Genomic DNA, 26,795 nt, shown 5'->3' with positions numbered 1-26,795 from the left:
GAGGAGTTCCAACCGGGCTATCAGCGGGTCGCATTCTACTGTTCCGGGTGCGGGATCGAGGTCGAAGTCAGGCTACACGATACGCACGACTGGCGAGATTGGGGCGAACGCTGCTAATCGAACGTGTCTCAGATCGCGTGCTTCGTTGGGATTCGGACGCTTCCAGCAACTCGCCGAGCGCGGTGATCTTCTGTGCGTATGTCTCGAAGTCGCCACGCTCCAATGCCGCCTGGGCCTCGTCGTACAACGTCTGGGCCCGCTCGAGTTCAGCCTGTGACAGGCCGGTATCGGGACTCACCGCCTCGGGTCTGGCTGCCCCAGCTTGGACCGCCAGCGCCCGGTCGAGCGATGGCTGCATCGTCACTCGGTCGCCGTGGACCAAAATGACTCGCTTGAGTTCCGGCAGCGACCCTTGCTCCCGAGATTCGAGAAAGAGCGGTTCGATGTAGATGATGGTGTCGTCGATCGGAATCGCCAGCAGATTCCCGCGGATGACTGACGACCCAGCCTGCGACCAGAGAGTGATCTGTTGGGAGATGTCGGCGTCTTGGTCGATACGCGACTCGATCTGCATCGGCCCGAAGGTCAACCGCTGCTTCGAGAAGCGGAACGCTTTGAGCGTCCCGTAGTTCGGCGGGTCGGACCGAGCGGCAAGCCAGCCAATCATGTTCTGTCGTCCCTCCGGGATGTACGGTTGAATCATCACGAACTCGGGGTCCTCTTCCCCGGGGAACGTCATGATGATGTAGTAGGGGTCCATCGGAATCTCTTCCCCTCGGGCAATCTCGTTCGGGATGCGCCAGGAGTCCTCTTTGTTGTAGAACACCCGCGGGTCCTTCATGTGGTAGACGAGGTACTGCTGCGCCTGAACTCGGAAGGCGTCCTCGGGATACCGCACGTGTTGACGGAGGTCAGCAGGCATCTCCTCGAAGTCCTCGAACAACCCCGGGAAAGCTTTCCGGTAGGTCTGGATAAGCGGGTCGTCGGGTTCCGCGACGTAGTAGGTGGTCTCGCCAGTGTGCGCGTCGATGACGACTTTCACTGAGTTTCGGACGTAATTCACCCGCTTCCCCCTGAACCGAACCCGGTCTGAGTAGGGATAGTTGTTGCTCGTGGTGTAGGCATCGTAGATCCAGTAGAGCTTCCCATTCGACACCACCACGTACGGGTCACGGTCGTATTCGAGGAAGGGAGCGATGGTTGGTGCCCGGGTTTGGATATCTCGGTTGAACTGCAATCGAGACTCCGCAGTCACCGAGTCCGACAGGACGATTCGAGGGTCCATGAACTTGATCGAATAGACGAGTTCCCGGAGCGTCGAGTCGAGCACGGTGCCGCCGTCGCCGTCGTACGACGTATAGACGTTCTTTCCACCACTCGGGTAATCGAGTTCCCGAGTTTTCGTGTTCACGATTGCGTAGTCGGTCGTTGTCTCCCCGTAATAGATACGTGGCTGAGTTACCTCGATGCCAGCCGACGAGTTCGGCGGGATGTCCTTGATGTAGAATGCGGGTAAGCCGTCCGCCGTGACCGTGCTGACGGGGGACATGGCGACGCCGAATCCGTGGGTGTAGACGAGGTGTCGGTTGACCCACGTCTGCGACTCGGGTGGAAGTGCCCGAAATTCGATTTCGCGGGCAGACACCATCACTTGCGTCTCCTGGTTGTCTACTTCGTACCGGTCGATGTCGACGTCAGTGAACCGGTAGTAGGTCCGGAAGATTTGGAGTTCGTTGTACGTCTTCAAGAGAGGTCTGGGGTCCCACAACCGCACGTTATCGATGGTCCCCCGATTATCGTCGATCTGTTCCCGGGTGAGTGTCTCGGAGACGGGGAACTCACGCTCTTCGATTCGGTCAAGTGCGTACGCCCGGTTGGTAAACTCGATCTCGTTTTTGATGTACTTCTCCTCTTTGTTGAGTTCGTCCGGTTCGACGACGAAGCCCTGATAGATGGCTCCAGCGGCGTTGCCAACGAGGAAGAACCCGACCAGCAGGGCAATGGGTACGTACACCGCACGGGCGTCCTGAAACCGCGTGTTAGCAAGGACAACGAGACCGCCGATGAGAGCGGTCACGGTTAGAAGTCCGAGGAGGGGTAAGAACACTGTCCGGTCGGTGGCCCCGACCCCGAAGACGGCACCGCGGGGGGAGAAAAACAGCTCGTACCGGTCAAGGGCGAACACGGCACCCAGCAGGACCATCAGGACCCCGACATTGGTCGTGACGTGCGCATAGGCGTACTCTCTGAGATACGATAAGTAAGCCCAGACATCGGAGGAGTTCCCGCTGTCAGAGACTGTTCCAGCGGTGGCGACGAACTGACGGCTGTAGAGCGACAGCGACAGGACGGTCCCCGCCGCGGCGACGAGGAGGAGATACCCCACGACAAGGTTCAGAAACGACAGCGTGTAGACGTAGAAGGCGACATCCCGTCCGGAGATCGGGTCGGCCACGCCGAACGGGGTGGCATGGAGAAACCGGAGAACGGTATCCCACGCCGACGCGTGGATGAGGCCGATGAGAACGGAGAAGACGACGATACCTGCCCGATAGGTCCACGGCGGTGCAGGAGCGTCGATTCGTCGGAGGTTCTGTGTGGCGATACGGTAGTTGGTGGAGAGAACAAGGAAGCTGATTCCCGCGGTCAGGACGAACAAAACAGTCCAGTACGCGAGAATCGTGAGAAACACGGAGTCGTATCCCAAGGCGGCAAACCAGAGGAAGTCGCCGTACAGCGAGGGGAGGGCGACGATTCCGTACAGGGCGAAAACTGCAACTAGTCCGAGTAGCAGTCGTTTCCACGGGCGTCGACTCACCAACATACTAGATTATAGGTGGTAACGCACTAAAGGACATGCCAGCTCACTGGGTTAGGCTGGTTTGTGCATCGCACCAAGCAGACGCTTATCCGAAACCACTGTGAGCGACTGACATCACGGCTCATCATCAGTCGGTTTTGTGTAGTGGAGCGAAGGAAGGTTCCCCACTCGGGTGGTGTGCATCGACCTCGTAGCGCAGACCTGTCTCCCGTTCGTACCGAACACGCGACCCAGCTGTGATTGGGTGCTGGTCCTCTACCGCTACTCTGATCTGCTGAGACTGACACAATAATCGAGACAGGCCTGAAGAAGCCACGCAAACGGATGGCGGACGAGATGCAGAGGACACATTCCACAGATTGTCACCGACAGCAATTGTATGCAGTCACGGAACGAGCCCGACGCTGATTCTCCGTACTGACATCAGCTGCCAAACTGGCCTTAGGGTGCGTATGTCCCTTTTAATACCGTTTGTGCCAACCGCTTGCCCTGCATGGCTTTTTCGACAGTACGTTTGTTCGCCGTTCGTGGGAGGCCGAGGGTCGTATCGAGAGCGTACAGTTTGAATCGATAGGTGTGTCGATCATCAGGTGGAGCGGGGCCATCGTAGTCGCGATTGCCGAAGTCGTTGGTTCCCTCGATGGCTTCTGTAGGCTTCCAAGCTTCGGGAATGTCTGTGCGAGCGGGTGGGATATTCCAGACAATCCAGTGAAGCCAGACCTTACCGGCAGGGTCAACCGCGTCGGGATCGTCCATGATAAGCGTCAGCGACTGGGTTTCTGGTGGAGCCTTCTCAATCGACAGTGGCGGGTTGATATTCTGGGCGTCGTGGCCGTACTTCCGCGGAATCGCTTCGCCATCCTCGAAGGCTGGACTGGTGAGCCGCAAATCCCCCATCGGCGTGGTGTCGCCGAGCGTTGAGTTATCTGATATCGGCGTTGACGTCGGCGTATCACCATCACCGTCTCCGGTACAGCCAGCAAGCGCTGCTGCAACCACTGTGACGATCGTCCTGCGGGTGGGAGATTCGGATATCACTCGCTGTCTCAGCATATGTGACGAACACACATATCTTTTGATCATAAATTCCGTCGAGAGAGGCCTTGAAGTCCTTCTCACCACCTGTCCCGACGAAGTATCTCTCTTCAACGGGTAACCCTTTCACCCGTAGCACACGAAATCTTAGGGTATGGCGTCGATTCCCGTGGAGTTCCAGGACCTGTTTGAACGCGGTGCACCCGTACAGCTCGCGACCGTCCTCCCCGACGGCATGCCACACGTCACACCTGTCTTTGCCGAGTACGACGGCGAACACGTCCTGTTCAACACCATGCGCGGGCGGCGAAAAGAACGCAACATCCGGAACAATCCCAACGTTGGGGTGTCGGTAACCGATCCGGACGACCCGTACCGGTACCTCTCGATTAGCGGAGAGGTCGTCGGTGTAACCGAAGACGGCGCTGTCGAACACGTCCATCACATCGCCCGGAAGTTCATGGACGTGCCGGAGTATCCGAACCTCGACGACGAACCGAACCCTCGGGTAGTCGTCCGTATCCGACCTGTGCAAGTACGAGCTATCGACGAACCCGAGCGAAGCGACTAACCCGGCTGCGACGGCAGTACTATCGAAGTCACCGCGGCGTTCAGACGGATTCTTCGCGGTTTAGCGTTACGCCGTCGAATTCGGTTACGTAGTCGGAATCGAACGCCGAAACCGGCGTCTGGAATCCCGGTTCGACGTCGCCCGCGAGAACACGGCGTGCCGACTCGACGGCTGTCGCCGCTGTCAACTCGTACGTATCGGGCGTCGTAAGCCGTGCCACAGCCCGGCTCCCATCGTCGTTCGTGACTTCTGCCCAGATTCGGTTCGTGTTCTGGGCGCGTTGGTCCGGCGTCGGTCCCGAGACGACTCGGTCCACGGCGGATACGAGAAGTCTCTGCAGGAGCGACGAAGACAGCAGCGGGGAGAGGGGACGAATCCGGCGCATCACTTTGACCGCGATGTCTGGGACCGTCGCATACGTCTCGATGTTCTCGATGCCGGTCGAATAGTAGGCGGTCGAGACCGTTCCCCACGGAACGGTTACGCCGGTTTTCTCTTCAACGCCGAAGTCGAACGTACGGGTCTTCCACGCGACCGGAACGCTCCGAACCGCTCCGTCTTCACGGACGGCACCCGACCGGTCCAGACTTTTGATAATCGATTTCACTGTTCCCGGAGAGAAGGTCCCGAGACCATCAATCGCCATCGTTAGCCGGTCGGGGTTCGGGACTTCCTCGGCGAGGATAGCGGCGAGACAGTCCGTTGGCACCGCGTCGAAACCGACGGCAGGGAGGACAGTAATCCCAGCCTGCTCGGCGTCGGCATCTCTCTTGGCAGCGGCTTCGAGTATTTGGACCCGTCCGGCGATGTCGAGATAGTCGGTTCCGGTTTCGAGACAGGCGTCCACCAGTGGGTCTGCAGTAGTCACGAACGGACCTGCACAGTTCAACACGGCGTCGACGTCCGCGAGTTGGTCTTCGACGATTGCTGGCTGCTCCAGACTGAACACGCGGTGGTCAACGCCGAGTTCGGTCGCTTGTTGTTCGAGTGGTTCGGCTCGTCGCCCCGCAATCGTCGGTGATGCGTCGTCGGCGACGGCCCTGTGTGCGATTAGCGACCCCGTGTACCCGTACGACCCGTAGACGAGCAACTCTCCCTCCATACTCGATATTTGATTCTCTATTTACATTAACGATGGGGTAGTTTCGTATCAGAAACTCCACAACGAACGGTGTCGATCACCGGAAATCGAAACCAAGACGAAAATCAACAGACACCGGTCGTATCGATAGTTTTTCATGCGTCATATCTCGTGTTTCTTTCACAGGATGGACGTCAACAAGTACCGACGGACACTGTCCGTGATGGCACTCTCGAACCTGGTGTTGCTCATGGGTGTGTTCGAATTTAGCTGGGACCCGCACTTGGTCCTCTTGTTTTACTGGTTCGAGGCGGGAGTCGCCGTCACCCGGGAAGCCGCCCAATCGTTGTTTGCCGCGTTACCACCCTCCAAAGAGTACAGACCGACGGGGACGAGAGCACCGTTTCCGCTCAAAATCCTCGCGGACGTTCGAGGCGGCTTTCGCCCCGCCCGCTGGCTTCCCCCAGTGTATCCGCAGAACGTCCCGTATACCCTGCTAACGCTGATCCCGCTTGTCGCATTCTGGCCGTTTGGGGGGCTCATGTTGACTGGCGTCGTTACCCCGGTTGTCGAGACGTTCGTACTGCCAGTGTCGGCCGCCCTCGGCGTGCTTGCCATTCTCGTCAGCCAACTATTCAAACTGGTTGACTGGTTCCAGTCAGGCGAGTACGAGACAGTCTCCGCGACCGGTGGTGTCTCCAAAACGCATCTGGCGCTATTGTTCATCCTCGCGTTCGTCGCGCCGTTCGTCGTTGGGGTTGTCGAGGCGGCCGGTGTCACTCGGGTCGAACTCGGACTCGTACTCGTCGGCTCCAAAGTCGTGTACGACGTCCTCGAACTCCGAAACCCCGGCTTCGTCCAGTCGGCGATGTTCATCGACAAAACGGCCGGCGAGGAATCTACGGTCGAGGTCCCTGACGGTGAACCAGTCGCAGCGTTCCACACCGACCAACGCGCCGAATTCACCACCTCGGTGTTCGTCGGTGTGCTCTCTTCGTTCCTCGGGCCTACGCTTTTTTTCGTCCTCCTCGGCGGACTGACAGGGATGTTGGTTGGCAGTAACTTATTCGGTACTCCCCACGGTCCAGCTATCGGCGTTGTGGCTGGTGCCGCGGTTGTCGTCGCCGTTCGAGTGCTTGCACAACTCGCCGTCGGATGGATCGTGGGCGGGCACCTCGTTTATCGTGTGTATCCCGACGCTGTCGTCGCCCACAACACACTAACTAGCGAGGCACAGTGGTCGATTCCCCGAGAAGACATATCCGACGTAACCATTGGCGACGGGTTCCTCGCCTCTAGACTCCCCGACTGGTTTGGGACAGTCCGCCTTGACCGGTATAACGGTGAGAGCCACAAGATTGCGTACCTCACGGATGTCGATGCGGTCGCGCAGTTGCTCGATGCCTGACCTCGCCCCGGTCGTTTCTCGGAACGACAGAAATCGAGTGGCTCTCCTACCGGGCAGGTGGTTAGCGACGACGCCAGAGCGACATGATAGCGCCGCCGCCCCCGATACTCATCCCTGAGAGCCCGTATTCCAGATTCTCGGCGTGGAGTTCGTGGGCCATTGCCGCCGTAATCATGCCTCCAGAGGCACCGATAGGGTGGCCAAACGCGATAGCCCCGCCCCGGGGATTCATCTTTTCACGGGGGATACCGACCCGCTCCATGACGTACACCGCTTGCGCAGCGAAGGCCTCGTTTATCCAGCAGGTCCCAATGTCGTCGACCGTGAGATCGTTCTCGGTGAGCACCGTCTCGACGACGTCACCGACCGCCTCGTTGAACTCGTCGGGGTCGCGATAGACGATGCGGTAGTCGACTAGTTCGGCCATCGGATCGACGCCCATCTCCTGAGCAGCGGCGTCGGCGGCCAGGAGCACGACGCCCGCGCCATCTGAGAGTTTCGAGGCGTTGGCGGCGGTGACGGTTCCGTCGTCACGGAACGCGCTGGGGAGGCTTGCGAGGTCGTCCATCGTCGAATCCGGCCGCGGTCCCCCATCACGTTCGACGCGGCCGTCTGGCGTCTCCACGGGGACGATTTCCTCGTCGAAGTCACCAGCCTCGATGGCTGCCGCGGCCCGCTTGTGGCTCTCGAGCGCGTAGCGGTCCTGTGCCTCCCGGGAGAGGTCGTACGTGTCGTCGTGCCGGTCGACGAGTCGTTCTGCGATCTCACCCATGTGCACGTCGAGGTTCACGTCCCACAACGAGTCGAGAATCATCGAATCACGTATCGTGACGTCGCCGTATCGTCGCCCCTTACGGTAGTCGGGAAGTATCCACGGGGCGTTCGTCATCGACTCGAAGCCACCGGCGATGGCGAACGTAGCCCGTCCAGCACTAATCCGGTCGGCTGCGAGCGTGATGGCACGGACTCCAGACCCGGAGGCCTCGTTCACCGTCGTGGTCTGCGTGTCGTTTGGGAGGGTCGACTCGACTACCGCCTGTCTCCCTGGGACCTGCCCAATACCGGCCTGGATGGCATTGCCGAGCGAAACCCATTCAACCTCGTCAGCAGGCACGCTGGTTCGGTCGAGCAAGCCGTCGATTGCCGTCCGTGCCAGTTCAACAGCCGCAACATCAGCGAGCGCTCCGAGCAGTGTTCCGTGGGGTGTCCGGACACCATCAATGAGGACGGTATTTGCCATACAGTCTTGTTGAAATTCCAACTACTTCATTTCTCGCCACCTATCTTCACTTTCTCGGACCAGTTGTCCGACTGCTCGGCTGAGACCGCTACTCGCGGCCATAACAGGGTAGGCTTTCCGTCCGGTGATAAACATATTAATAATTTGAACTCTATATGATTCCATTCTGATACAGATGTGCTGAGATAGCCGATTGAACTCTGAGGCTCAGTGGTCGCTTTAGATTTAGGACAGGAAAACAGCCGGAAACTGAGTATGCAGACAGATATCCACTATTATAGACCTTCCAAGGGGGAGAGAGAACGCGGAGTTGTCAATGTATGAAACAATATAATAGTTTTAACTTAATATTTTTCTAATATATTCTAACTGACTACCTCATCAGATACTCCCCACATCTCTCAAGCGCAGCTACGCCCTGTGCCTCACCCTCCAACTGTGGCACACGCCGGAGCGGCAACGAAAACCGCTCCTCAATCTCTTCTACGCGCTTCCGATGTCGCTCAGCATCACGCTGACATCGTTCACAACGACACTCTTCGAAATTCTCGAAGACACGATTTACCACTACACAGTCGACCGAAACCGACGCTTCACCGAGTCTCTCAACTAACCGTTCAGCTTCAGCAATCGCCATCCGCTCTGGAGTGAGCACCACGCGAAAACTGGTCCGCGAAGGGTCACGCAACAACTCACCAACCGAACCCACACGCTCTTGCAGCGACACCATCTCGTCAGAGTTGCCACTTGCGCCCCAGTACGCCGCTGGCCCGAGGAACACGCTCTTGGCCGCCTGTGCAGTCCGTCGGACGCGTCGTTGAACGTCACCAGCAACACCGAGTGTCTCTCCGAGCACCTCAGGCAGGTCGAGTAGACGGAGTGTATGTCCAGTTGGCGCAGTATCGAACACGACGTGGTCGTACCCGGCGTCAGCGTAGCGGGCGATGTACTCCAGTGCGGCCACCTCGTCGCCACCGGGGACGAGTCCGGACTCGAATAGCCGCTCCAAATCGTCGTCCCCCAGCCGTAACCCGGCGTCGCGAAACTCGTCGGCGAGAGCCTCGACGACACGCTGGTAGGCCTTCTGTCCGGTTTCGGAGTCAACTTCGATAGCACTCAACGAGTCAGTAATCTCCGTAGGCTCCCCACTAAGCCCACGTTCGAAAGCATCGCCGAGTGAATGGGCAGGGTCGGTCGAGACGACGAGCGTCTTTCCCTCCCTCTGCTTCGAAAGTGCGAGGGCGTGCGCCGCCGCACAGGTCGTCTTTCCGACGCCACCTTTCCCACCGTACAGGATGATGTCGGTCTCGTTACCGTGCGGATGTTCTGTCTCGGTCATCGCACTGATGTAGGGTGCGTGACGTTACAAAACCGTGGGCGACCCTTCACACGACAATCGTCAATGCAACGCCGAGTACTAGCGGCGACGTGAATTCCGAACGTGCCGAAAGAAACGTGATACGGGAACGGATTTACCCATGTACGTCCACGCGGTCTCGCCCGTCGTGGCGACAACCGTTGGAGATACTTCAAAGTACGATACTTTAGAATCATTATCTGACTTCACAGAAGTACAGGGCAAATACCACAGGAGTTGACTCCGAGACACTTCACGGTACAGAACTCATCACCCTCAGACACCCTACGAGAGAGGGTATAGAACCGGATTCCAGTGAAACAGGGCCAATATTTGAATATAGTAATTCATATACAACTACCATATTCGTAATACGAATTTATATATTGTATATGTTTACAGTATTTGAATACAACCCACGGCACACATATGTCAGACAACCACAATCACTAGACTATGACGTTGTTACGTGGGGCTAATCCCTCCCGGTACCAGCGCATTCAAACACTGCTAGTTGCGGTTGGATTGTTCAGTTGTTCGGCTGTCTTTTTCACCGTCGTTTCGAGGGTCGACCTGCTCGTTGAAATTATCCGGTGGGAGTTTCTTGCTGTCGGCCTTCTTGCGCTAAGTGCTCTCATTGCTGTTCGTGATGGCGGGCTACGGAGAACGTGGCTGTTCGCTTTCGCCCTCGAAGCAGGGTTCGGAATTCATCTCGGTGGAGTCGGCATCACTGGAAAACCGCCAGGCCCACTCTTCCGAGTCGTATGGGCCGGCGTTGTCGGACTGATTGCCGCACTTATCCTCGGAACACTCGGTGGCTCACTCGGGCTTGGCGTAAAGCGTCTGTCCACTTCCTGAAAGCGTGGTTCACAGCTGCTTCAGTGCTCACGTACCGGGACCGACGCACCACTCGTTCACTATCTGGCGTGTTGGAGTCTGAGGAGTAGCAGGTTGCAACTCAGAATCGATACGCCATCATCACTTCGTCGACGTACTCGCCGTCGATCGTATAATGGTCTCTGCGAATCGCCTCAGTCTCCCAGCCATGCGCACCGAGGAATTCCATGGCACGGTCGTTCGTCATTGGAATGCTATTGTAGACCTTCCGATAGCCGTTTGCCTCAGCCCAATCGAGTCCTCGCTGCAGGAGTTGACTGCCGATACCGTGGCCGTGATACTCCTCTTTGACACCAACAGTCTGCTGTGCGGTCTCCTGAACCTTCGCTAACTGGGGGAGGTCGAGGTGCGTCCAGCCGACGACTTCGTCGTCAATTGCGGCGATGAAGAACACGCGAGACTTTATCTGATTATGGCGCGTGACTGTCTCCTCGTAGAGGAGTTGTTCGGCGATACTTTCGGCGACGACGTACGTCTCCTCCGCCGTGACGTCTCGAATGGTGTCGACGAGACCCTGGAAATCCTGCTGGCGGGCGGGTCGGATAGTGACCACCCCGACGTCGGACTCGTACTCTTCGATCGCACCGACTTTGAGCGCTAACTGGAGCGTTCCACCGTCTTCTTCCAGGTACCCTCTCGACTTCAAGCGATCAAGCTCGACTTGGAATTCGTCGGACGAAACGGGAGCGATATCGAGGAGCACGTTCCGCTTCGCGGTCCCGTGTCGCTCAACGTACTCATAAATCCGTTTGCTGGCCTCAGATTCGAACGTTGGGCGCTCGGTTGCTTGCATATTCCCCTGATGATTCGGGAACCATCCGTTTATTTCTTGCCCATCGTTACCGCGTGCCAAATATATGGGTGAGTGTATTCGCATAGATGGCTGTGACCGATTAGGTCAGTACGTCGAAGCCTTCCTCACGGAGTGCTGCTTCGAGACGGTCGCTGTGTTCGCCTTGGAGTTCGATAGTACCCGCATCGGAAATCGTCCCGCCAACTGCGAGGCGGCGTTTCAAGGTCGACGCGAGGGACTCCAGTTCGCCGCGCGGAAGGTCGAGTCCTTCGACAACGGTCATGGGTTTTCCGTACCTGCGGGTGTCGACGTGAATCGAGACGCGCTGCTGTGACCGTGTCAGGTCGTCCCCGATTCCGAGGTCGTCTGGTAAGCCAGTGATGTTGCTGCGTGTGTCCTTTGTCACATACATATGTCCGTCTCCGAACGACATGAGCCTGTAGTTGGGATATACCAAACTCGAGGCGCTAATCGAGCCGACGATTCCTTTCTTCGGCGGTGTCACACTGGAGGTCACTTCAGTGGTCGAGAGGTTCGAATCGGGAGAGTTGACTTACTGGAGGCCACACAGATATAACGTTACAACTGTAGTTTCCTCGCTAGCGGTTATCGCCGAATTCCAGTGTGTGAAGGCATGAATAGAGGCTTTACTCCGGAAACAGTGGGGTGCTATTAGACGAAACAAGGACATCGCTGCGGTGGCTGCGATACCCAGTTGCACATTTAGAGGACACTCTCGAAGGAGTGGCTGACTGATCCACCTCGGGGGGCGATTGGAGTGAGCCCGACTTCGGCCGGAGTGGGGAAGCCGGGCCGGAACGCGCCCAACTGAGCACCCACCGTTGTCGGTGATGCCAGTAAACCAACTGAGTGGTCCTCACGACGACTGACAGTAGACTTAATATGATTAATGATGACATATGACACACCATTACTACGATGACCGAAGAATGGCACCTTACAGGCGATTACGTTGAAGCATGCAACTGCGATATCGCGTGTCAGTGTATCTGGTTAGAACCACCTGACGGCGATGTTTGCACGGTTTCACTCGCGTGGGACATCCAAGACGGACACTATGGAGATGTCGACTTGGGCGGGTTGGCGGTAGGAATGCTCGTGTATACGGACGAGGGAGTCATGTTCGACCCCGATGTCGCGTGGCACATCGTGCTCCTCGTCGATGAGGACGCCGACGGCGAGCAACAAGCCGCACTCGAAGATATCTACCTCGGCCGGGCCGGAGGAATCTGGGCCGCCGTTGCCGACGCCCACGTCGAAAGCGCGGAGGTCACGAGTATCCCAATCACCTTCATCCGGGACGACGCCGATATCTCCGTCTCAATCGGTGATGTCGCCTCCATGGAAGTTGTCGGCATCCCCGGATTCAATGAGGAACTCGGGACCATCTCACCTCATCCACTCACGAAAAGCCGGGAGATGCAGACCGGGAAGTCGACGACAGCGACCGTGTCGTACGACGACGACTTCGCGTGGGACGTCTCCGGGAACAACTCGTACCTTGGGGATTTCGAGCTAGCGAACACCTGATACAGAACACCTGACGCATCTGCCAACCCACGCAATGCCCACGCGAACCTCGCTTCGAGACCAGTTCAGCCTTCGACAGATGCCGTTCGTCGCGCTCTTCACCTACGGAATCGCACTCCTCGCGTGGGTAGCAATCATGGCGCGATGGCTCCCGATGCCGGGGTCAGTATCGGGACTCCACATGTCCGACCCTGGAGCGCCAGAAGCGATGGCACTCTCGAATGGACTGACCGGTGTCAGCCTCTATCTGGTCATGTGGGGCGTGATGATGGTCGCAATGATGTACCCATCGTCGGTACCGCTGTTCCGACTCTACTACAAAACGATAGACGGGACGACCAAGGCAGGCAAGGCAGCACGCGTGAGTGCTTTCATGGGGACGTATGCACTCGTCTGGGCGCTTACCGGCATCATCCCACTCATCGTGAACGCCGTACTACCGATTGCGACCATCGCAAACCAGCACAGTACGCTTCTGTTCGGTGGAACGCTCGTGTTACTATCGGCGTATCAACTGTCTCCGTACAAGCACCGGTGTCTGAAATACTGCCGGACGCCACTCGGCTTTCTGATGGAATTTCACCAGCCAGGAATTCGCGGGGCAGCACGGATGAGTTTCCGATTCAGCGTCTTCTGTGTGGGATGCTGTTGGGCGTTGTTCGCCGTCATGGTAGTCGTCGGGTCGATGAACATCCTGTGGATGGCTGTTATCACGGTGCTGTTATCACTGGAGCGCGTAGTTAAATGGGGAGATAGATTAGCCAGAGGAGTCGGCGTGGCGGCCGGAGTCGGGGGTGGTGTCTTTATCCTGCTAGCAGTCGTGTGAGCGGGTATCTGTCGTATCACCCGTTGTTGCTCGCTTTTTCGGGGTTCCATCGCCCTCGTTCTCGGCTCTCAGATATCGTCCATCCGCGCGAAAAACATCTGGCCGCGGCTACATTTTTATGTTATCGTACCACACACTCTCTATGGACATCCGTGAGGCGACGACAGCGGACACCGACGGCATCCGAGAAGTTGCACACGACTCGCTTGTGGCGTCGTACGGCCACGCACTCGACGAAACGCTCATCGAGAGCTCGGTCGAGGAGTGGTACGGCGACGATGAACTCACAGCCGAACTCGACGACGATAACACACTCTTTCTCGTCTGTGACGATAGCGGCGACATCGTCGCGTTCTCACAGAGCTATCTCAGGGGCAAAGGAGACGTTACCGGTCAAATCAGTTGGTTACACGTCCACCCTGAGCACCGAGACCGCGGTATCGGGGCTCGGCTCCTTACCCGGACTGAAGAAGGTCTCGTCGACCACGGAGCCGCGCGTCTGACGGGAAAAGTCCTCGAACTCAACGAACTAGGGGCCGACTTCTACGAACACCACGGCTACGAGGAAGTCGATAGTCGTCGTATCGACCTCGGTTCGGAACAGTACGACGAACGAGTCTTCGAAAAGTTCCTCGGAACCGAAGACGAGGTCGCAGCCCCTCTCGACCCTCGTACGGTAGACAGCAGGACTGTCTACGTGGCATTCGACGAGAGCGACCGCGGCTCACAGGCACCGTTCTACGTCAGCTACGTCGACGAGGAACGCGCAAACCGGTACGGCTACTTCTGTGGCAACTGCGAGAGTTTCGAGGTGTCGATGGACTCGATGGGAAGAGTCATCTGTAACAACTGCGGGAATAAGCGCCGTCCCTCGCGCTGGGACTCGGCGTATCTCTAACCAATCGCCCGTATCGGTTTCGCTGTTACAGGTTCACGTGTGTTCAGTACGTGGTAGATGGGGTAGAGAACCCAGTCTATTCTCCGCAGACACACTGAAACTAGTTTTTATGGAGTAGAAGATTGTACACCTAGCACAATCAATCGGAGGAATAACACAATATTGCATTGAGTTGTTCCGACAAGACAGTGTAGGGGGGTAGCGGCCACATTCCTTCATAGAGTACCGAAAATCGAGTTCCTTGAAGCCGCTTCTCTCGTAGGAAGGAATCATAACCAGGGCGTTGCCTTGCGTTTAGAACGTACATCAACTGGATTTGGTCGAACGAACTCATCTCAAGTGTCGAATCAACTCCCCCGGTGCAAATCGGGAACATCCATAACTCACGAGTTGGAAGTCGGACAAGAAACCAGAATTATATTGTATAATATAGAAAATATTGTTCTTGAATTTCGATTAGAGAAACCGTAATTCGTTTCACATTGGCACCTCGGCCGGGGCATCAATAGTCTCAACGTGACCGTGAATTGTGATTCATGGTAGCACGCAACTATTAAGTAGATTGCCATAGTTGGATTTACTATGTCTTCGGGAATATCGATGGCTTGCGATTCAAGCCACTCGTCCCGGTGTTCGACCGTTCTTGAGCCTCTCGGTTCCATTTTTACGTTCTTTACATTTTTCACATATAAACTGGCGTAGACTACCACGGTGTGGGCAACCACCCACGCGCAGGTAGAAAACGCCAGTTGTGGTTTGACTCGGAAAGTTTCAACGACGAACTTCCGGATCAACTGACCCCAGCCACGAGGCGCTTGCACACTAACTACGACAACCATCCAACGACCAATATGAACGCACATAACAAACACACGTATCGTGACCAACAGACGGTAACCGCTGCACAGGCACAACAGATACCGAAGCCGGCGTCTGTAAACGTTGAAAGACGGTCCATCCGAGTGTCACTAGACCGTCTTTCTACGCATCGGTGCGATTACTGCGGAGAAGAGATTGAAGAAAAGACGCGGTATCGGAATGTCACCGTCCGTGATTCTAACGGCGAGATATCCGACTACGCCTTCTGTACCGAAGCGTGTTCGACCTCTTGTTTCGGTGGACGGTAGTAGCGTACCCTTTCGAGACGAAACCTGTCGACTAAGACATCGGTTCGCCACCGCTGCCAGATAGTCTGTGAGGGCTGTTTTCGCTTCAAAAAAGGTTGTCGAGTGTGACGTGTCTGGGGATGGGTACCTCGACAATGCGCACAACGACGCCTAACTCAGTTCAATGGCCGGAGAGAGCGGTCAGTTTCGCCCCACTCTGTGGTTGTTAGCAAAATCTGGCACCCACATCCTGAAGTTGTTCATTATACCGAGCGAGATTGATGAGCAACGGCGTTATTCCCTCAATTTCCGAAGCATTAGTTATCGGTCCCGCTTCATACGCGGTGATACCCTCAATTTCTTCTGCGAGTGACGCAACTCTTCCTCTTGCATCCGGGTCGTTACCGACGACTAGGGTGTCAACGTCGAGATCCGTCTCGAGGTCCGCGAGTTTCCCTGCCGGGAGGTTGTGAAAGGCACCGACGACTGGGGTCTCGTCCGGTGCTACGTCGGCAACTAACTCGGTGACGCTTCCTTCGTCCGGAGGCCGGTAATGAAAGCCAGTCTCATCTTTCGCAAGTCCGACAGCAGGTGTGACGAGCGTCGTCTCTTTCAGTTGCTCGGAGAGACCGCGAACCGTATCCCGGATATGAAACGGGGGAACTGCCAGTATCGCGATTTCAGCGGTACTCACAGCACGGTCATTAGATGCCCCAGAGATACTTTCAGTACTCCGGTAATCGATGATTTCACAGTATGCTGCCGCCGCGTCGACTGCTTTCTCCGCAGTTCGAGACCCGATGGTGAGCTCGTGGTCCGTATGCGCTCCGAGTCGAACTGCAATCCCCTGTCCGAAGTCTCCGGTACCGCCGACTATTGCGATTCGCATACACCGTCTTGTCATTAGAGAGGTAAATAACATTGTGAAAGAGCAACGTGGGCTGGTATCCTGTTCAAGCGCACCCGAAACCGGGAGATGCCCAGATTGGCGGGCTCTTAGCGGGACCCCCCGTATCTGATATTGATGTGTATCTCGTCGATTGTGGCCAGTAACTTATCCGGTAGTTCATCTTTCAAGAGACCTCCTTTAACCCGATTGGCGGGGCCAGAGATACTGATTCCACCGACCGGCATGCCCTCTTCGTCACGAATTGGAGCCCCAACTGCATTCAGTCCCTCAATCGATTCACCGAGGTTGAACGCGTATCCTCGTTCCCGAATCTCCGCTAACTCTTCGAAGAGCGCTTCTCTGTCAGTAATCGTCTGTCCAGTTGCTTCCACCAGCCCTTGCCGGTCGATGATTCCTTGGCTTTCTTCTTCGGGAAGATACGCCAGAATCGCCTTCCCGGCAGCGAGTTGGTGGAGATGCCGACGTTGGCCAACACGGGCAGACGTCTCTAACGGACTCGCACCCGAGGCTTTGTACAAGTGAACGCTATAGTCTCCCTCCTTCGCGACGAGCCAGACTTTCTCCCCGGTCTCTTCAGCTAAGCGGTCGACCTGTTTTCGGGCGACATCGAAAAACGAGATGCGGTCACGAGCGCTGATTCCGAAGTCTAAGAGCCAGAGGCTGAGATAGAACTGCCCGTTCTCTCTGAAGAGCAGGTCATTGTCCTCGAGAGTGAGGAGATGTCGATGGATAGTACTGCGAGCCATGTCGAGTTCCTCGGTGAGTTCATCGAGCGTGCGGCCCGGGTTGTCCTTTAGTCGTTGCAAGATTTGAATCGATGACTCCGTCGTGGTTACCGGACGATTCGAACGGGATTGTTTAGTCATATTTTATCATCGAAGTATCTACGATTTAGCTCTTGTCCCGAAAACGCGAGGCATATCTCAGTTGCTGAAATTTGCGTGGTTATATATTGGCCTTGCTGGTTGTGTACTGAACTTGCTAGTTATATACCGACCTTGCTGACCCGGCTAGTTGTATACCGACCGGGACAGACGGTCGTCACTCGACTGAGTTCCAGATAACGGGTGGGAGGCTGTTTGCGAACTATTCAGACAGTACTATTCCACCCAAACGGTCTTGCGATTGACGAACTCTCGAATACCGGGTCCGGAGAGTTCACGGCCGTATCCCGAGTCACCGATTCCGCCGAACGGAACACGAGGGTCAGATTTGGTCAGTTGGTTCACGTAGACGCATCCAGCGTCAATCCGATTCGCCAGACGTTCGCCACGTTCTCTATCAGCCGTCCAAATACTCGCCCCGAGACCGAATCGCGTGTCGTTGGCCACGTCGACTGCTTCCTCGGCATCACTAACTTTGTACACCGCTGCGACTGGCCCGAACAGTTCTTCCGTATCGGCTGGACACCCTGCGGGGATGTCCGTCAGCACCGTGGGAGGGTAATATGCGCCTGTACGGTCAAGCGGTTCACCACCCGTACGAACAGTTGCACCAGCTTCGACGCTGGCAGTCACTTGTTCGTGGAGGCCAGCCATCAGGTCTGGGTCCGCCTGTGGACCAATATCTGTTTCTGTGTCCATCGGGTCGCCAATCGTCTGGTCCGCAAAGGCACTCACGAGTCGGTCAACGTATGTCTCGTAGACCGCTTCGTGGACGATAAAGCGTTTCGCGGCGATACACGACTGCCCATTGTTCTGATTCCGGGCCAGAACACCGGTCTCGACGGCAGCATCGAGGTCGGCATCGTCGAGGACGATGAACGGGTCGCTTCCCCCGAGTTCAAGCACCGTTTTTTTCAGGTTTTTGCCAGCCGTCTCCGCGACCGCGCGTCCAGCAGGCCCACTTCCGGTAAGTGTCACAGCGCGGACTCGGTCATCTTCGATGACACTGTCGACCTTCTCAGACCCGACCATGAGGCTTTGGAAGGCCCCTTCCGGGTAGCCCGCTTCGAGAAAGACCTCTTCGAGCGCCTGTGCACATCCCGGGACGTTCGAGGCGTGTTTGAGCAACCCAACGTTACCAGCAGTGATGTACGGAGCGGCGAATCGAATGACCTGCCAGAACGGGTAATTCCACGGCATCACCGCCAGTACCGGACCAAGCGGTTCGTGGACGGTCTTTACTTTCGTTCCGGGCGGACTCGGGTGGTGCTCCGGTTCGAGATAGGCACTCGCATATTCAGCATAGTGGTCACACGCCCACGCACATTTCTGTACTTCCGCACGTGCCTGGGAGATGGGTTTTCCCATCTCACGAGTCATCAACGTCGCATACCGCTCTTCGTTCTCGCGAAGTACGTCGCCAGCAGCGGCGAGGAGTTCCTCTCGCTCACGAAGCGGTCGTTCGCGCCACTCAACGAACGTTTCAGCGGCGGTTTCGAGCTTTGACTCGACCACCGCTGTACTGTCCGCTTCGTACGTCCCGATTCGCTCTCCCGTCGCAGGATTAACGGAGTCCATCAGCTATGACATATAACTCCGAAACAATAGGTATTATCCTGAATGTACCGTGTTGCCGAAAACATCCAGAGGAACAACGGACAACCACCCAGCTATATCCCCGGCATACACCCGAGACAGGATAGCGTCATGAATCCGAGTTACTCGGATACGACTGTCCACCGTGGACCTCGTCGGTAGACGAAATCCAGCAGGACCGGCGTTACACACGTAGAACTGTAACGTGTGTGAGTCACTCGGATACTCCTTTCGCGGTTTCGTCCGGAGTGAAGCTCTCTTCTTGTGTATGAAGTAGAGATATTCACTGAACATATAGTAGCGTTTGTAACTGGTGACACATACGATTGCACGACAGCGGTCGAACGAGTGTGCACTGACTTGCAAACGCTACTATAGTTTCCAATACTGGGCTGGCTCTTAACCCCGCAGGAAATCCAGATACCCATCGTCGTGTGTCCGGCTCAAATACTTCTGTATCCAAGTAACTCGTATTAGTCTACTCCGAACTAGTGTATGAGGTGTTGATATAGGAAAGGGATAGAACAGCAACATACAGAACATCTATTGTTTAAGCTCCCAATATGGTGAAGAAATTATACAAATAATCGCTATTCATGCATGATTCAAAATCCGAGAGATTCGTACAGAGGTCGATTCTTCCACTGCCGAATCGACCCAGAACGTACCGGGTACCTGTCGCAGCAGAACACTTTTACTTGGTGGCTGAAAGTTTGCAGACGCTACCATGGCATGTAGTGTACAGCCCAACGACCAGCCTTGGGTGCAGCAAGCATCTGGTCTCCAAGGTTATTCTCCGAGTGTGAAGCTCGCTGCGAAACCCTTGGAGAAGGGCGAACTGACACAGAGACCGCTAAATCGCATCTGTATGGACCACATGAGAAAACTGGACGTGAATACCGGGAAGCAAACCAATGAGTAAGTACGCACCACGTGTCGAGAAGATGGATATCAGCGGGATTAGGGAAGTATTCGAGGGCGCAAGCGAGGGCGATATTAACCTCGGCATCGGCCAACCCGATTTCCCTACCCCGGAGCATATTCGGGACGCTGCACTGTCCGCAGTCGAAGAGGGGTTAGTCGATTCGTACACGGCCAACAAGGGGATACGAGGCCTGCGAGAAGCCATCAGCGAAAAGTACGAACGGGACAACGGGCTTTCCATTGAGCCTGATAACGTCATCGCGACATCCGGTGCTAGTGAGGCACTTCATATCGCTATTGAAGCGCACGTCAGGCAGGGTGGCGAGGTTGTCATCCCCGACCCGGGATTCGTCGCGTACGAGCAACTTGCAGTACTTGCGGGAGGAACGCCCAAACCAGTCGAACTGCGGGACGACTTAACTCTCGACCCGGCGACAGTCGAAGACGCAATCACCGAGAATACAGACCTCTTCATCGTCAACAGCCCGGCGAATCCGACCGGAGCGGTGCAGTCGAAGGCAGACATGCGCGAGTTTGCGCGCATCGCCGACGAGTACGACGTAGTGTGTCTCTTAGATGAAGTCTACGAGCACATCGTGTTCGAAGGCGAACACCATTCTCCGATGGAGTTTTCGACGACCGACAACGTCGTACAAGTGAACGCGTGTTCGAAGTCGTACTCGATGACGGGGTGGCGACTCGGATGGGTGACTGCAAGCAACGACCGAATAGAGCGGATGTTGCGTGTCCATCAGTACGTTCAGGCTTGCGCAAGTGCGCCAGCCCAATACGCCGCCGAAGCCGCCCTCAAAGGACCACAGGAACCCATCGAGGAGATGGTTTCTGCGTTCGAAACCCGTCGAGACGTTCTCTTAGATGGGTTAGACGATATTGGACTAGAAACGCCTCGACCGGAAGGGGCCTTCTATGCGATGCCAGAAGTCCCCGAGGGGTGGGCCGCGGACGTACTGGAAAACGGCGTCATCGTCGTTCCCGGAGAGGTATTCGGGGAACGTGGAGCGGGCTATGCCCGGATTTCCTACGCAACAAACGTGGAAGCGTTGAAGGAGGCGCTGGAAATCATGAAGTCCGTCACACGAGCGACCCCCTAAAACCACGCTTTACGTCCACTGTTTTCTCACGCTGACGACACACACAGCTTCAACCTTGGAAGCATCGAACTGTGTCCCAGTATCTCTTAGCAGCGGTAATCAAGCAACGAACATCCAACATCCACAATCTTCAGAAAAGTTTATTAAGATATTCGTGTTGTGTGATGTTGTATGTCACGTGACACGTGGGCAAGCCGCATAGGCTTCATACTCGCAGCGGTGGGAAGCGCGGTTGGACTCGGGAACATCTGGCGATTCCCGTGGATGACCGCGCAGAATGGTGGCAGCGCCTTCCTCGTAACCTATCTGTTCATCGTTATAGGGGTCGGAGTTCCCGGTCTACTAGCGACACTCGTGATTGGCAGGCGCTCGAATCGGAATCCGGTCGGTGCATTCAAAGCACTCAAGGGTTCACGAGGGTGGGTGCTACTCGGCGGAATCTGTGTCCTCACATCGGTTGTACTGATTTCGTTCTACAGTGTCGTTGGTGGGTGGATTCTCCGGTACTTCATAGAGAGTTTCACAGGCGCGTATTTCGCCAATCCCGGTGCCCACTTCGAGGCGGTCAACTACGGGATAGGTGCGTTCCAGTATCAGGTGCTGTTCCTCATCATAACTGCACTCATCGTGATGGTCGGTGTAAGAGAGGGCATCGAAACAACGACGAAAATAATGATGCCCGGTGTCGCAATTCTCCTCAGCGTCATGGCAATCTGGGCGTTCCGCCAACCAAACGCAGCACAGGGATACCAGTTCTATCTCTCGTTCGACGGACAGTATCTCTCAAAGAACTTCCTCTCCGTCGTCAGTTCGGCAGCCGGACAAGCACTATTCACCCTCTCGATTGGTGGCGGGACGATGCTTACCTACGCATCCTATATCGAGGAGGACAGGTCGCTCCCATTTGACGCCTCAACAATCGCAATCCTCAACCTCGGAATCGGTGTCCTCGCTGGTCTCGTCGTCTTCCCGCTCCTCTTTTCGTATGCAGACGGCCCGACAGGCGGTGGTCCGGGAGCGCTCTTCGTCAGTATCGCTGGTGCATTCGCAAACCTCCCCGCTGGTGAGCTCCTTGGAGCGACCTTCTTCCTCGTCGTACTACTGGCCGCCATTACCAGTTCGATTAGTATGCTCGAAATTCCCGTGTCCTTCCTCGTCGACGAATTTGGGCTTAAACGATCGCGGGTTACGCGGGGTCTCTTCGTTATCGTCGTCGCGACGGGCGCGCCCAACGCATTTAATGCAGCTGTGTTCAGCTTCGTTGCAGGTCATCTCGTGAGCCTCCTCATGACGCTCGGTCTAATCGGGTTTATGTTCTATGCAGCGTGGGTACTTGGACCAGACGCCGTCGAAGAATACCTCAAAGGAGCAGGTTCCCTCTCTCGTCCGTTCGCGGGGGTTTGGCGATACGCCATCGGGTCGGTGTTCCCGGTATTCCTACTCTTTTCTTTCTACACCGATAGCCTGAGTCTCGCGGGCTACTCGGTCGATTCGATGGAAGTACTCGCCGTCACGCTTCTGACTGCGATTCCATTTGTCGTGCTCGTCCACTGGTCAGAGCGTGAGACACCGTCCAAGACCACCCAAAGCATGGACTAGACGATTCACCCCTCTCATACCCTGTCGAAAAACGAGAGAAACAGAACTTCCGGATGACCCGATGGTCCTGAGAATCACAGCTCTCAGGAAGCGGGTTAGTATTCTCGCCCAACGAATAAGAAATAATTAACAAACTATGAATCCACACTAAGATGTATGAAACGCCAATTGATAGTAGAGTATTTTCTCAGAGTCCCTACAGAGTATTGGCTATGAGTACGTCATCATCGATCATTGTGATTAATTCTCACAGAACTATTAAGTCATCACCTCACAATTGGTGTAAATATGGTGACCGTCAGTGAACCAGAGATTCGCGCGGCAATCGAGCCAGTTCGGCATCTGGATGCCATTTTTAGCGCGATTTTTCTCCTTACATTTAAACTGACAGCAGTCGTTCCGATGCGAGGCCGCGCATGGCCTCGCACCGGACACATCCTCTGGAAATAACTCACAAGCTCCCGTTCCCAGCGGTCCTGTGGGTGCCCAGACCGGCCGTGGTACAGACGACAGACTAACCACCGGTATATCGACCACCACCAATGAGCGCACAAAAGGAACTCGACCAGCAAGACACCAGCAGTCCAGTGCCGACGGATGAGCAGCCAGTTCAGATACTAGATAAAGACGGCAACGTGCGACCGAACGCGACGGTGCCAGACCTCTCAGACGAAGAGCTAGTTTCGATGTACGAGGACATCAAACTCGCCCGTCGGTTCGACCAACGCGCAATCAGCTTCCAGCGCCAAGGACGAATCGCGACGTATGCACCCATGACGGGGCAAGAGGGGGCGCAAGTCGCAACGAGCTATGCGCTGAACGACCAGGACTGGCTATTCCCGACGTACCGTGAGCACGCGGCGAAGTACGTTCACGGCGTTCGGTTGGCTTCGCTTCTGAAGCCCCTCCGTGGGATTCGAGAAGGCTATGCAGTTCCTGACGGCGTCAACGTCATGCCGGAATACATCCCCATCGCAACGCAGGTGCCGCAAGCGATGGGAATGGCCTGGGGGCACAAGTTGCAGGAGAAAACGGACCGTGCCGTGCTCTGTCACCTCGGGGATGGAGCGACCTCCGAAGGCGACTTCCACGAGGGGCTGAACTTCGCTGGTGTCTTCGACGTTCCGGCGGTCTTCGTCTGCAACAACAACCAGTGGGCGATTTCCGTCCCCCGAGAGCGCCAAACGGCGAGCGAGACCATCGCGCAGAAGGCACAGGCGTACGGTATCGAAAGTGTCCGCGTGGACGGACTCGACCCGCTTGCGGTCTATCAGGTCACGAACGAGGCGCTCAACAAGGCGAAGAATCCGGCGAGAGACGAACGTCGCCCGACGCTCATCGAGGCGGTGCTATACCGCTACGGTGCCCATACGACAGCAGATGACCCATCTGTGTACCGGGACGGAGACGAAGCGGACGAATGGAAAGAAAAGGACCCGGTTGACCGGTTACAGAAGTACCTGTACAAGGAGGGAATCCTCGACGAGCGTCTCGAAGCCGAACTGGATGACCGCATCGAAGCAAAGATCAGTGATGCGATAGCGGAGGCTGAACGCGCAGAAGCCGACCCCAACCAGATATTCGAATACGTCTACGACGAAATGCCCGACCGGCTTCGGGAGCAGCAGGAGGAACTCAATGCCCTCCGCGAAAAGTACGGTGACGAACCCTTCAACGGGGTGCTAGAATGAGTTCGACGACGGCACCAGATGCCGAGTCCCCGATCGACCAGTTAAACCTCGTCGAGGCGGTTTGTGATGGTCTCTACACCGAGATGTCCCAAAACGAGGATGTCGTCGTGTTGGGTGAAGACGTGGGGAAAAACGGCGGCGTCTTCCGTGCTACTGACGGCCTCTACGAGGTATTCGGTGACGGGCGCGTTATCGACACGCCGCTTGCGGAGGCCGGTATCGTCGGGTCCGCAATCGGCCTCGCACTGTCCGGACTGCGCCCGGTGGCCGAAATGCAGTTCATGGGGTTCATCTACCCCGCGTTCGACCAACTCGTGAGTCACGCCGCCCGGTTACGGAGTCGGAGTCACGGACAGTACACGGTACCGATGGTCGTGCGGGCCCCCTACGGCGGCGGGATTCACGCACCGGAACACCACTCGGAATCGAAAGAGGCCTTCTTCGCCCACGAGCCCGGACTGAAGGTCGTCTGCCCGAGCACGCCGTACGACGCCAAGGGCCTCCTCATCGCCTCCCTTCGAGACCCGGATCCGGTGATTTTCCTCGAGCCAAAGCTCATCTACCGGGCCTTCAAGGAAGCGGTTCCGACGGGAAGCTACGAAGTTCCGCTCTCCGACGCTTCGGTCCGTCGAGAAGGAAGCGATATCTCGGTATACACGTGGGGGGCTATGACGCGCCCGACACTCATCGCCGCGGATAATCTCGCAGACGAGCACGGTGTCGATGCCGAGGTCGTTGACTTGCGCACGTTGTCTCCGCTCGACACCGAGACGATTGTCGAGTCGTTCAAGAAGACCGGCCGCGCCGCAGTCGTCCACGAGGCTCCGAAGACGGCAGGACTGGGAGCAGAAGTCTCCTCGACGATTCAAGAAGAGGCGCTTCTCTATCAGGAAGCACCCATCAAGCGTATTACCGGGTTCGATGCGCCGGTACCGCTTCACGGCGTCGAGGACTACTACCTGCCGCAGGCGGTGCGGATTCAAGAAGGTATCCTCGAGACCGTCGGCTTCTGAGTATCTCTCCCGAATCGTCCCTACTCGTCGCCGTATTCTTGCCATACGTCTTGCCGCACGAGTCCACGCACCCCACGTTGGTAGAGGCCCCTCAAAAATCAGAAACTGCTGCGCGTAGCGTGAAATGTCACCAGTTACAAACGCTACTATAGTCGGGGTTTCAGTAGTCGATACGCGTAATCTCTTCGACCGGCCATTGGCTCAGGATTTCGACGCCGTTCTCGCGGACGACGACCATCTCCTCGACGCGGACCCCTTGGCGGTCTGCAGGCTCCATAGTCTCGACGGCCATCGTCATCCCCTCCTCGATTTCGATGGGGTGGTCCGGCGAGAGACCGCGCCAGATGAGCGGGACCTCGTAGAGTTGGAGGCCGAGTCCGTGTGCCCAGTGGTTCGTCGTCATCTGCCAGTGCTCGTCGGCACCGTACCAGTCAGCGTGTTCGCCCTCCATGTCGGGGAAGCCCTTGCAGATTTCGTCGGTCGTCGCACCCGGTTCGATGCGTTCGAGCACGTCGTAGAGATTGTCTCGGGCCGTCTCGTAGGCGTCCTTTTGCGCCTTCGTCGGCTCACCCATGGAGAACGTTCGGTAGTAACACGACCGGTAACCGAGGTAGCCGATGTTGTAGAAGTCGGCATAGACGATGTCACCGGGGCGAATCTGCCGGTCGGTCGTGTTCGCCTGATGTTTCGGCCACGTGTTCGGGCCGGACGTGACGTAGCCGCCTTGGACCATCGCGCCGTGCCGCCAGAGTTCCTTACTCGCGTGGCCCCAGACTTCGGATTCTTTCACTCCCGGGCGGGCGGTTTCCTTGATTTTCTGGAAGCCAGCCTCACAGATGGCTGCGACCATACGCAGGCACTCGATTTCGTCCTGCGTCTTGATTTTCCGTGCATCGTGCATCAGATCGACGCACTCCTCAGTTCGAGTTTCCACACCGTTGTTCTCGAAGGCGCTTATGAGCCCCTGGTTACCCACGTCGAGGCCCACCGGTTCCTTGTGGACGCCGTACTCCTCCATCGCCTCCGTGACGAGATTGGCCATCTTCTGTTTGAGCCAATTGCGCGCTGAGTCGCTGCCGGACGCGCGCGGGACGTTCCCCAGTCCGGGGCACGCATAGCGGATGTCGTCCAACCAAGGACAGTTGAACCGCTGATTACTCGCGTGGTCGGCGGTGTCCCAGTGAACGATATCACCGTCTTCGGTCAACAGGGTGTAGTGGTCGGCTCCGGAGCCACCAGTCATCGCGAGCCCGGTGACATAGCGGATATTCGGGTCGGAGACGAGGAGCATACTCCCGAGCTCCGAGTCCTGCAAACGCGAGAGGGCCTTCTCGTACCGTTCCTCGCGGAGGCGCTTGACGTCGATGCGCTCTTCCCAGTCAACAGCTTGTGTTCCGCGCGTGCCTTCCATGAAACTCCGCTCGTACATACTCGTTCCCGTGATTCTTCCCGGATGATTATCAAGATAGTCATTGGGGTTAT

22 protein-coding genes are annotated in these 26,795 nt (G+C 56.6%); 11 read left to right on the top strand and 11 right to left on the bottom strand.

Going from position 1 to position 26,795, the window contains the following annotated elements:
* Positions 1 to 67: 67 nt before the first annotated feature.
* Positions 68 to 2,824: a UPF0182 family membrane protein gene (locus HFX_RS17080; RefSeq protein WP_004061059.1), complete on the bottom strand. Its 2,757-nt coding sequence runs from the start codon at positions 2,822 to 2,824 to the stop codon at positions 68 to 70.
* Between the two features lie 438 nt (positions 2,825 to 3,262).
* Positions 3,263 to 3,718, bottom strand: a complete 456-nt coding sequence (locus HFX_RS17075; protein WP_004061060.1) for a YbhB/YbcL family Raf kinase inhibitor-like protein — start codon at positions 3,716 to 3,718, stop codon at positions 3,263 to 3,265.
* Between the two features lie 292 nt (positions 3,719 to 4,010).
* On the opposite strand from HFX_RS17075, the gene HFX_RS17070 reads away from it, so the two are divergent.
* Positions 4,011 to 4,427, top strand: coding sequence for a PPOX class F420-dependent oxidoreductase (locus tag HFX_RS17070; RefSeq protein WP_004061061.1), 417 nt, complete (start codon positions 4,011 to 4,013; stop codon positions 4,425 to 4,427).
* 40 nt (positions 4,428 to 4,467) lie between these two features.
* Here HFX_RS17070 and HFX_RS17065 read toward each other — a convergent pair whose 3' ends face one another.
* Positions 4,468 to 5,529, bottom strand: a complete 1,062-nt coding sequence (locus tag HFX_RS17065) for a saccharopine dehydrogenase family protein (protein WP_004061062.1) — start codon at positions 5,527 to 5,529, stop codon at positions 4,468 to 4,470.
* A 166-nt stretch (positions 5,530 to 5,695) separates the two neighbouring features.
* On the opposite strand from HFX_RS17065, the gene HFX_RS17060 reads away from it, so the two are divergent.
* The gene (locus HFX_RS17060; protein ID WP_004061063.1) at positions 5,696 to 6,916 is read left to right on the top strand and encodes a DUF6498-containing protein; all 1,221 of its coding nucleotides are present in this window, start codon (positions 5,696 to 5,698) and stop codon (positions 6,914 to 6,916) included.
* Positions 6,917 to 6,977: 61 nt separating this feature from the next.
* Here the strand turns inward: HFX_RS17060 and HFX_RS17055 are convergent, their stop codons facing one another.
* Complete coding sequence (locus tag HFX_RS17055; protein WP_004061064.1) at positions 6,978 to 8,156, bottom strand: thiolase family protein; 1,179 nt, start codon at positions 8,154 to 8,156, stop codon at positions 6,978 to 6,980.
* A 373-nt stretch (positions 8,157 to 8,529) separates the two neighbouring features.
* Entirely contained in the window at positions 8,530 to 9,495 is a 966-nt protein-coding gene (locus HFX_RS17050; RefSeq protein WP_004061065.1) for an ArsA family ATPase, read from the bottom strand.
* A 474-nt stretch (positions 9,496 to 9,969) separates the two neighbouring features.
* On the opposite strand from HFX_RS17050, the gene HFX_RS17045 reads away from it, so the two are divergent.
* Positions 9,970 to 10,371, top strand: a complete 402-nt coding sequence (locus HFX_RS17045; protein ID WP_004061066.1) for a hypothetical protein — start codon at positions 9,970 to 9,972, stop codon at positions 10,369 to 10,371.
* 100 nt (positions 10,372 to 10,471) lie between these two features.
* Here the strand turns inward: HFX_RS17045 and HFX_RS17040 are convergent, their stop codons facing one another.
* Together HFX_RS17040 and yciH are read right to left on the bottom strand one after the other, a co-directional pair.
* Positions 10,472 to 11,203: a GNAT family N-acetyltransferase gene (locus HFX_RS17040; protein WP_004061067.1), complete on the bottom strand. Its 732-nt coding sequence runs from the start codon at positions 11,201 to 11,203 to the stop codon at positions 10,472 to 10,474.
* A 100-nt stretch (positions 11,204 to 11,303) separates the two neighbouring features.
* Positions 11,304 to 11,609 carry a stress response translation initiation inhibitor YciH gene (gene yciH, locus HFX_RS17035; RefSeq protein WP_049917577.1) on the bottom strand — a complete coding sequence of 102 codons (306 nt, stop codon included), beginning with the start codon at positions 11,607 to 11,609 and terminating at the stop codon, positions 11,304 to 11,306.
* A 533-nt stretch (positions 11,610 to 12,142) separates the two neighbouring features.
* Between yciH and HFX_RS17030 the strand changes: the two genes are divergently transcribed.
* The 4 genes from HFX_RS17030 to HFX_RS20715 all read left to right on the top strand — a co-directional run bounded on the left by HFX_RS17030 (position 12,143) and on the right by HFX_RS20715 (position 15,605).
* Positions 12,143 to 12,754: a DUF1326 domain-containing protein gene (locus HFX_RS17030; protein ID WP_014732733.1), complete on the top strand. Its 612-nt coding sequence runs from the start codon at positions 12,143 to 12,145 to the stop codon at positions 12,752 to 12,754.
* Positions 12,755 to 12,788: 34 nt separating this feature from the next.
* On the top strand, positions 12,789 to 13,580 hold the full coding sequence (locus tag HFX_RS17025) for a DUF2182 domain-containing protein (protein ID WP_014732732.1): 792 nt from the start codon (positions 12,789 to 12,791) through the stop codon (positions 13,578 to 13,580).
* 142 nt (positions 13,581 to 13,722) lie between these two features.
* Entirely contained in the window at positions 13,723 to 14,478 is a 756-nt protein-coding gene (locus HFX_RS17020) for a GNAT family N-acetyltransferase (RefSeq protein WP_004061071.1), read from the top strand.
* An 851-nt stretch (positions 14,479 to 15,329) separates the two neighbouring features.
* Entirely contained in the window at positions 15,330 to 15,605 is a 276-nt protein-coding gene (locus HFX_RS20715) for a DUF7576 family protein (protein ID WP_014732731.1), read from the top strand.
* A gap of 205 nt (positions 15,606 to 15,810) precedes the next feature.
* Here the strand turns inward: HFX_RS20715 and npdG are convergent, their stop codons facing one another.
* From npdG to HFX_RS17005, 3 genes are all read right to left on the bottom strand, one after another.
* The gene (gene npdG, locus HFX_RS17015; protein WP_004061072.1) at positions 15,811 to 16,473 is read right to left on the bottom strand and encodes an NADPH-dependent F420 reductase; all 663 of its coding nucleotides are present in this window, start codon (positions 16,471 to 16,473) and stop codon (positions 15,811 to 15,813) included.
* Between the two features lie 107 nt (positions 16,474 to 16,580).
* Positions 16,581 to 17,360 (bottom strand): IclR family transcriptional regulator, encoded by a 780-nt coding sequence (locus HFX_RS17010; protein ID WP_014732730.1) that lies wholly within the window; start codon positions 17,358 to 17,360, stop codon positions 16,581 to 16,583.
* 234 nt (positions 17,361 to 17,594) lie between these two features.
* Positions 17,595 to 18,956: an NAD-dependent succinate-semialdehyde dehydrogenase gene (locus HFX_RS17005; RefSeq protein ID WP_004061074.1), complete on the bottom strand. Its 1,362-nt coding sequence runs from the start codon at positions 18,954 to 18,956 to the stop codon at positions 17,595 to 17,597.
* Between the two features lie 932 nt (positions 18,957 to 19,888).
* On the opposite strand from HFX_RS17005, the gene HFX_RS17000 reads away from it, so the two are divergent.
* The 4 genes from HFX_RS17000 (at position 19,889) to HFX_RS16985 (ending at position 25,313) form a co-directional block, all read left to right on the top strand.
* Complete coding sequence (locus tag HFX_RS17000; protein WP_004061075.1) at positions 19,889 to 21,010, top strand: pyridoxal phosphate-dependent aminotransferase; 1,122 nt, start codon at positions 19,889 to 19,891, stop codon at positions 21,008 to 21,010.
* 171 nt (positions 21,011 to 21,181) lie between these two features.
* Positions 21,182 to 22,609, top strand: coding sequence for a sodium-dependent transporter (locus HFX_RS16995; RefSeq protein ID WP_014732729.1), 1,428 nt, complete (start codon positions 21,182 to 21,184; stop codon positions 22,607 to 22,609).
* Between the two features lie 542 nt (positions 22,610 to 23,151).
* Positions 23,152 to 24,300: a pyruvate dehydrogenase (acetyl-transferring) E1 component subunit alpha gene (gene pdhA / locus HFX_RS16990; protein ID WP_004061077.1), complete on the top strand. Its 1,149-nt coding sequence runs from the start codon at positions 23,152 to 23,154 to the stop codon at positions 24,298 to 24,300.
* Positions 24,297 to 25,313 (top strand): alpha-ketoacid dehydrogenase subunit beta, encoded by a 1,017-nt coding sequence (locus HFX_RS16985; protein WP_004061078.1) that lies wholly within the window; start codon positions 24,297 to 24,299, stop codon positions 25,311 to 25,313. Before pdhA ends, HFX_RS16985 begins: the two co-directional genes overlap by 4 nt.
* A gap of 160 nt (positions 25,314 to 25,473) precedes the next feature.
* On the opposite strand, the gene HFX_RS16980 is transcribed toward HFX_RS16985, so the two are convergent.
* On the bottom strand, positions 25,474 to 26,742 hold the full coding sequence (locus HFX_RS16980; protein WP_049917558.1) for a M24 family metallopeptidase: 1,269 nt from the start codon (positions 26,740 to 26,742) through the stop codon (positions 25,474 to 25,476).
* Between the last annotated feature and the right edge of the window lie 53 nt (positions 26,743 to 26,795).

This window comes from Haloferax mediterranei ATCC 33500 (assembly GCF_000306765.2).
GTDB classification, from domain to species: Archaea; Halobacteriota; Halobacteria; order Halobacteriales; family Haloferacaceae; genus Haloferax; species Haloferax mediterranei.
The sequence above is the reverse complement of the archived record's forward strand: the minus strand, read 5'-3'. Positions and strand labels throughout refer to the sequence as shown.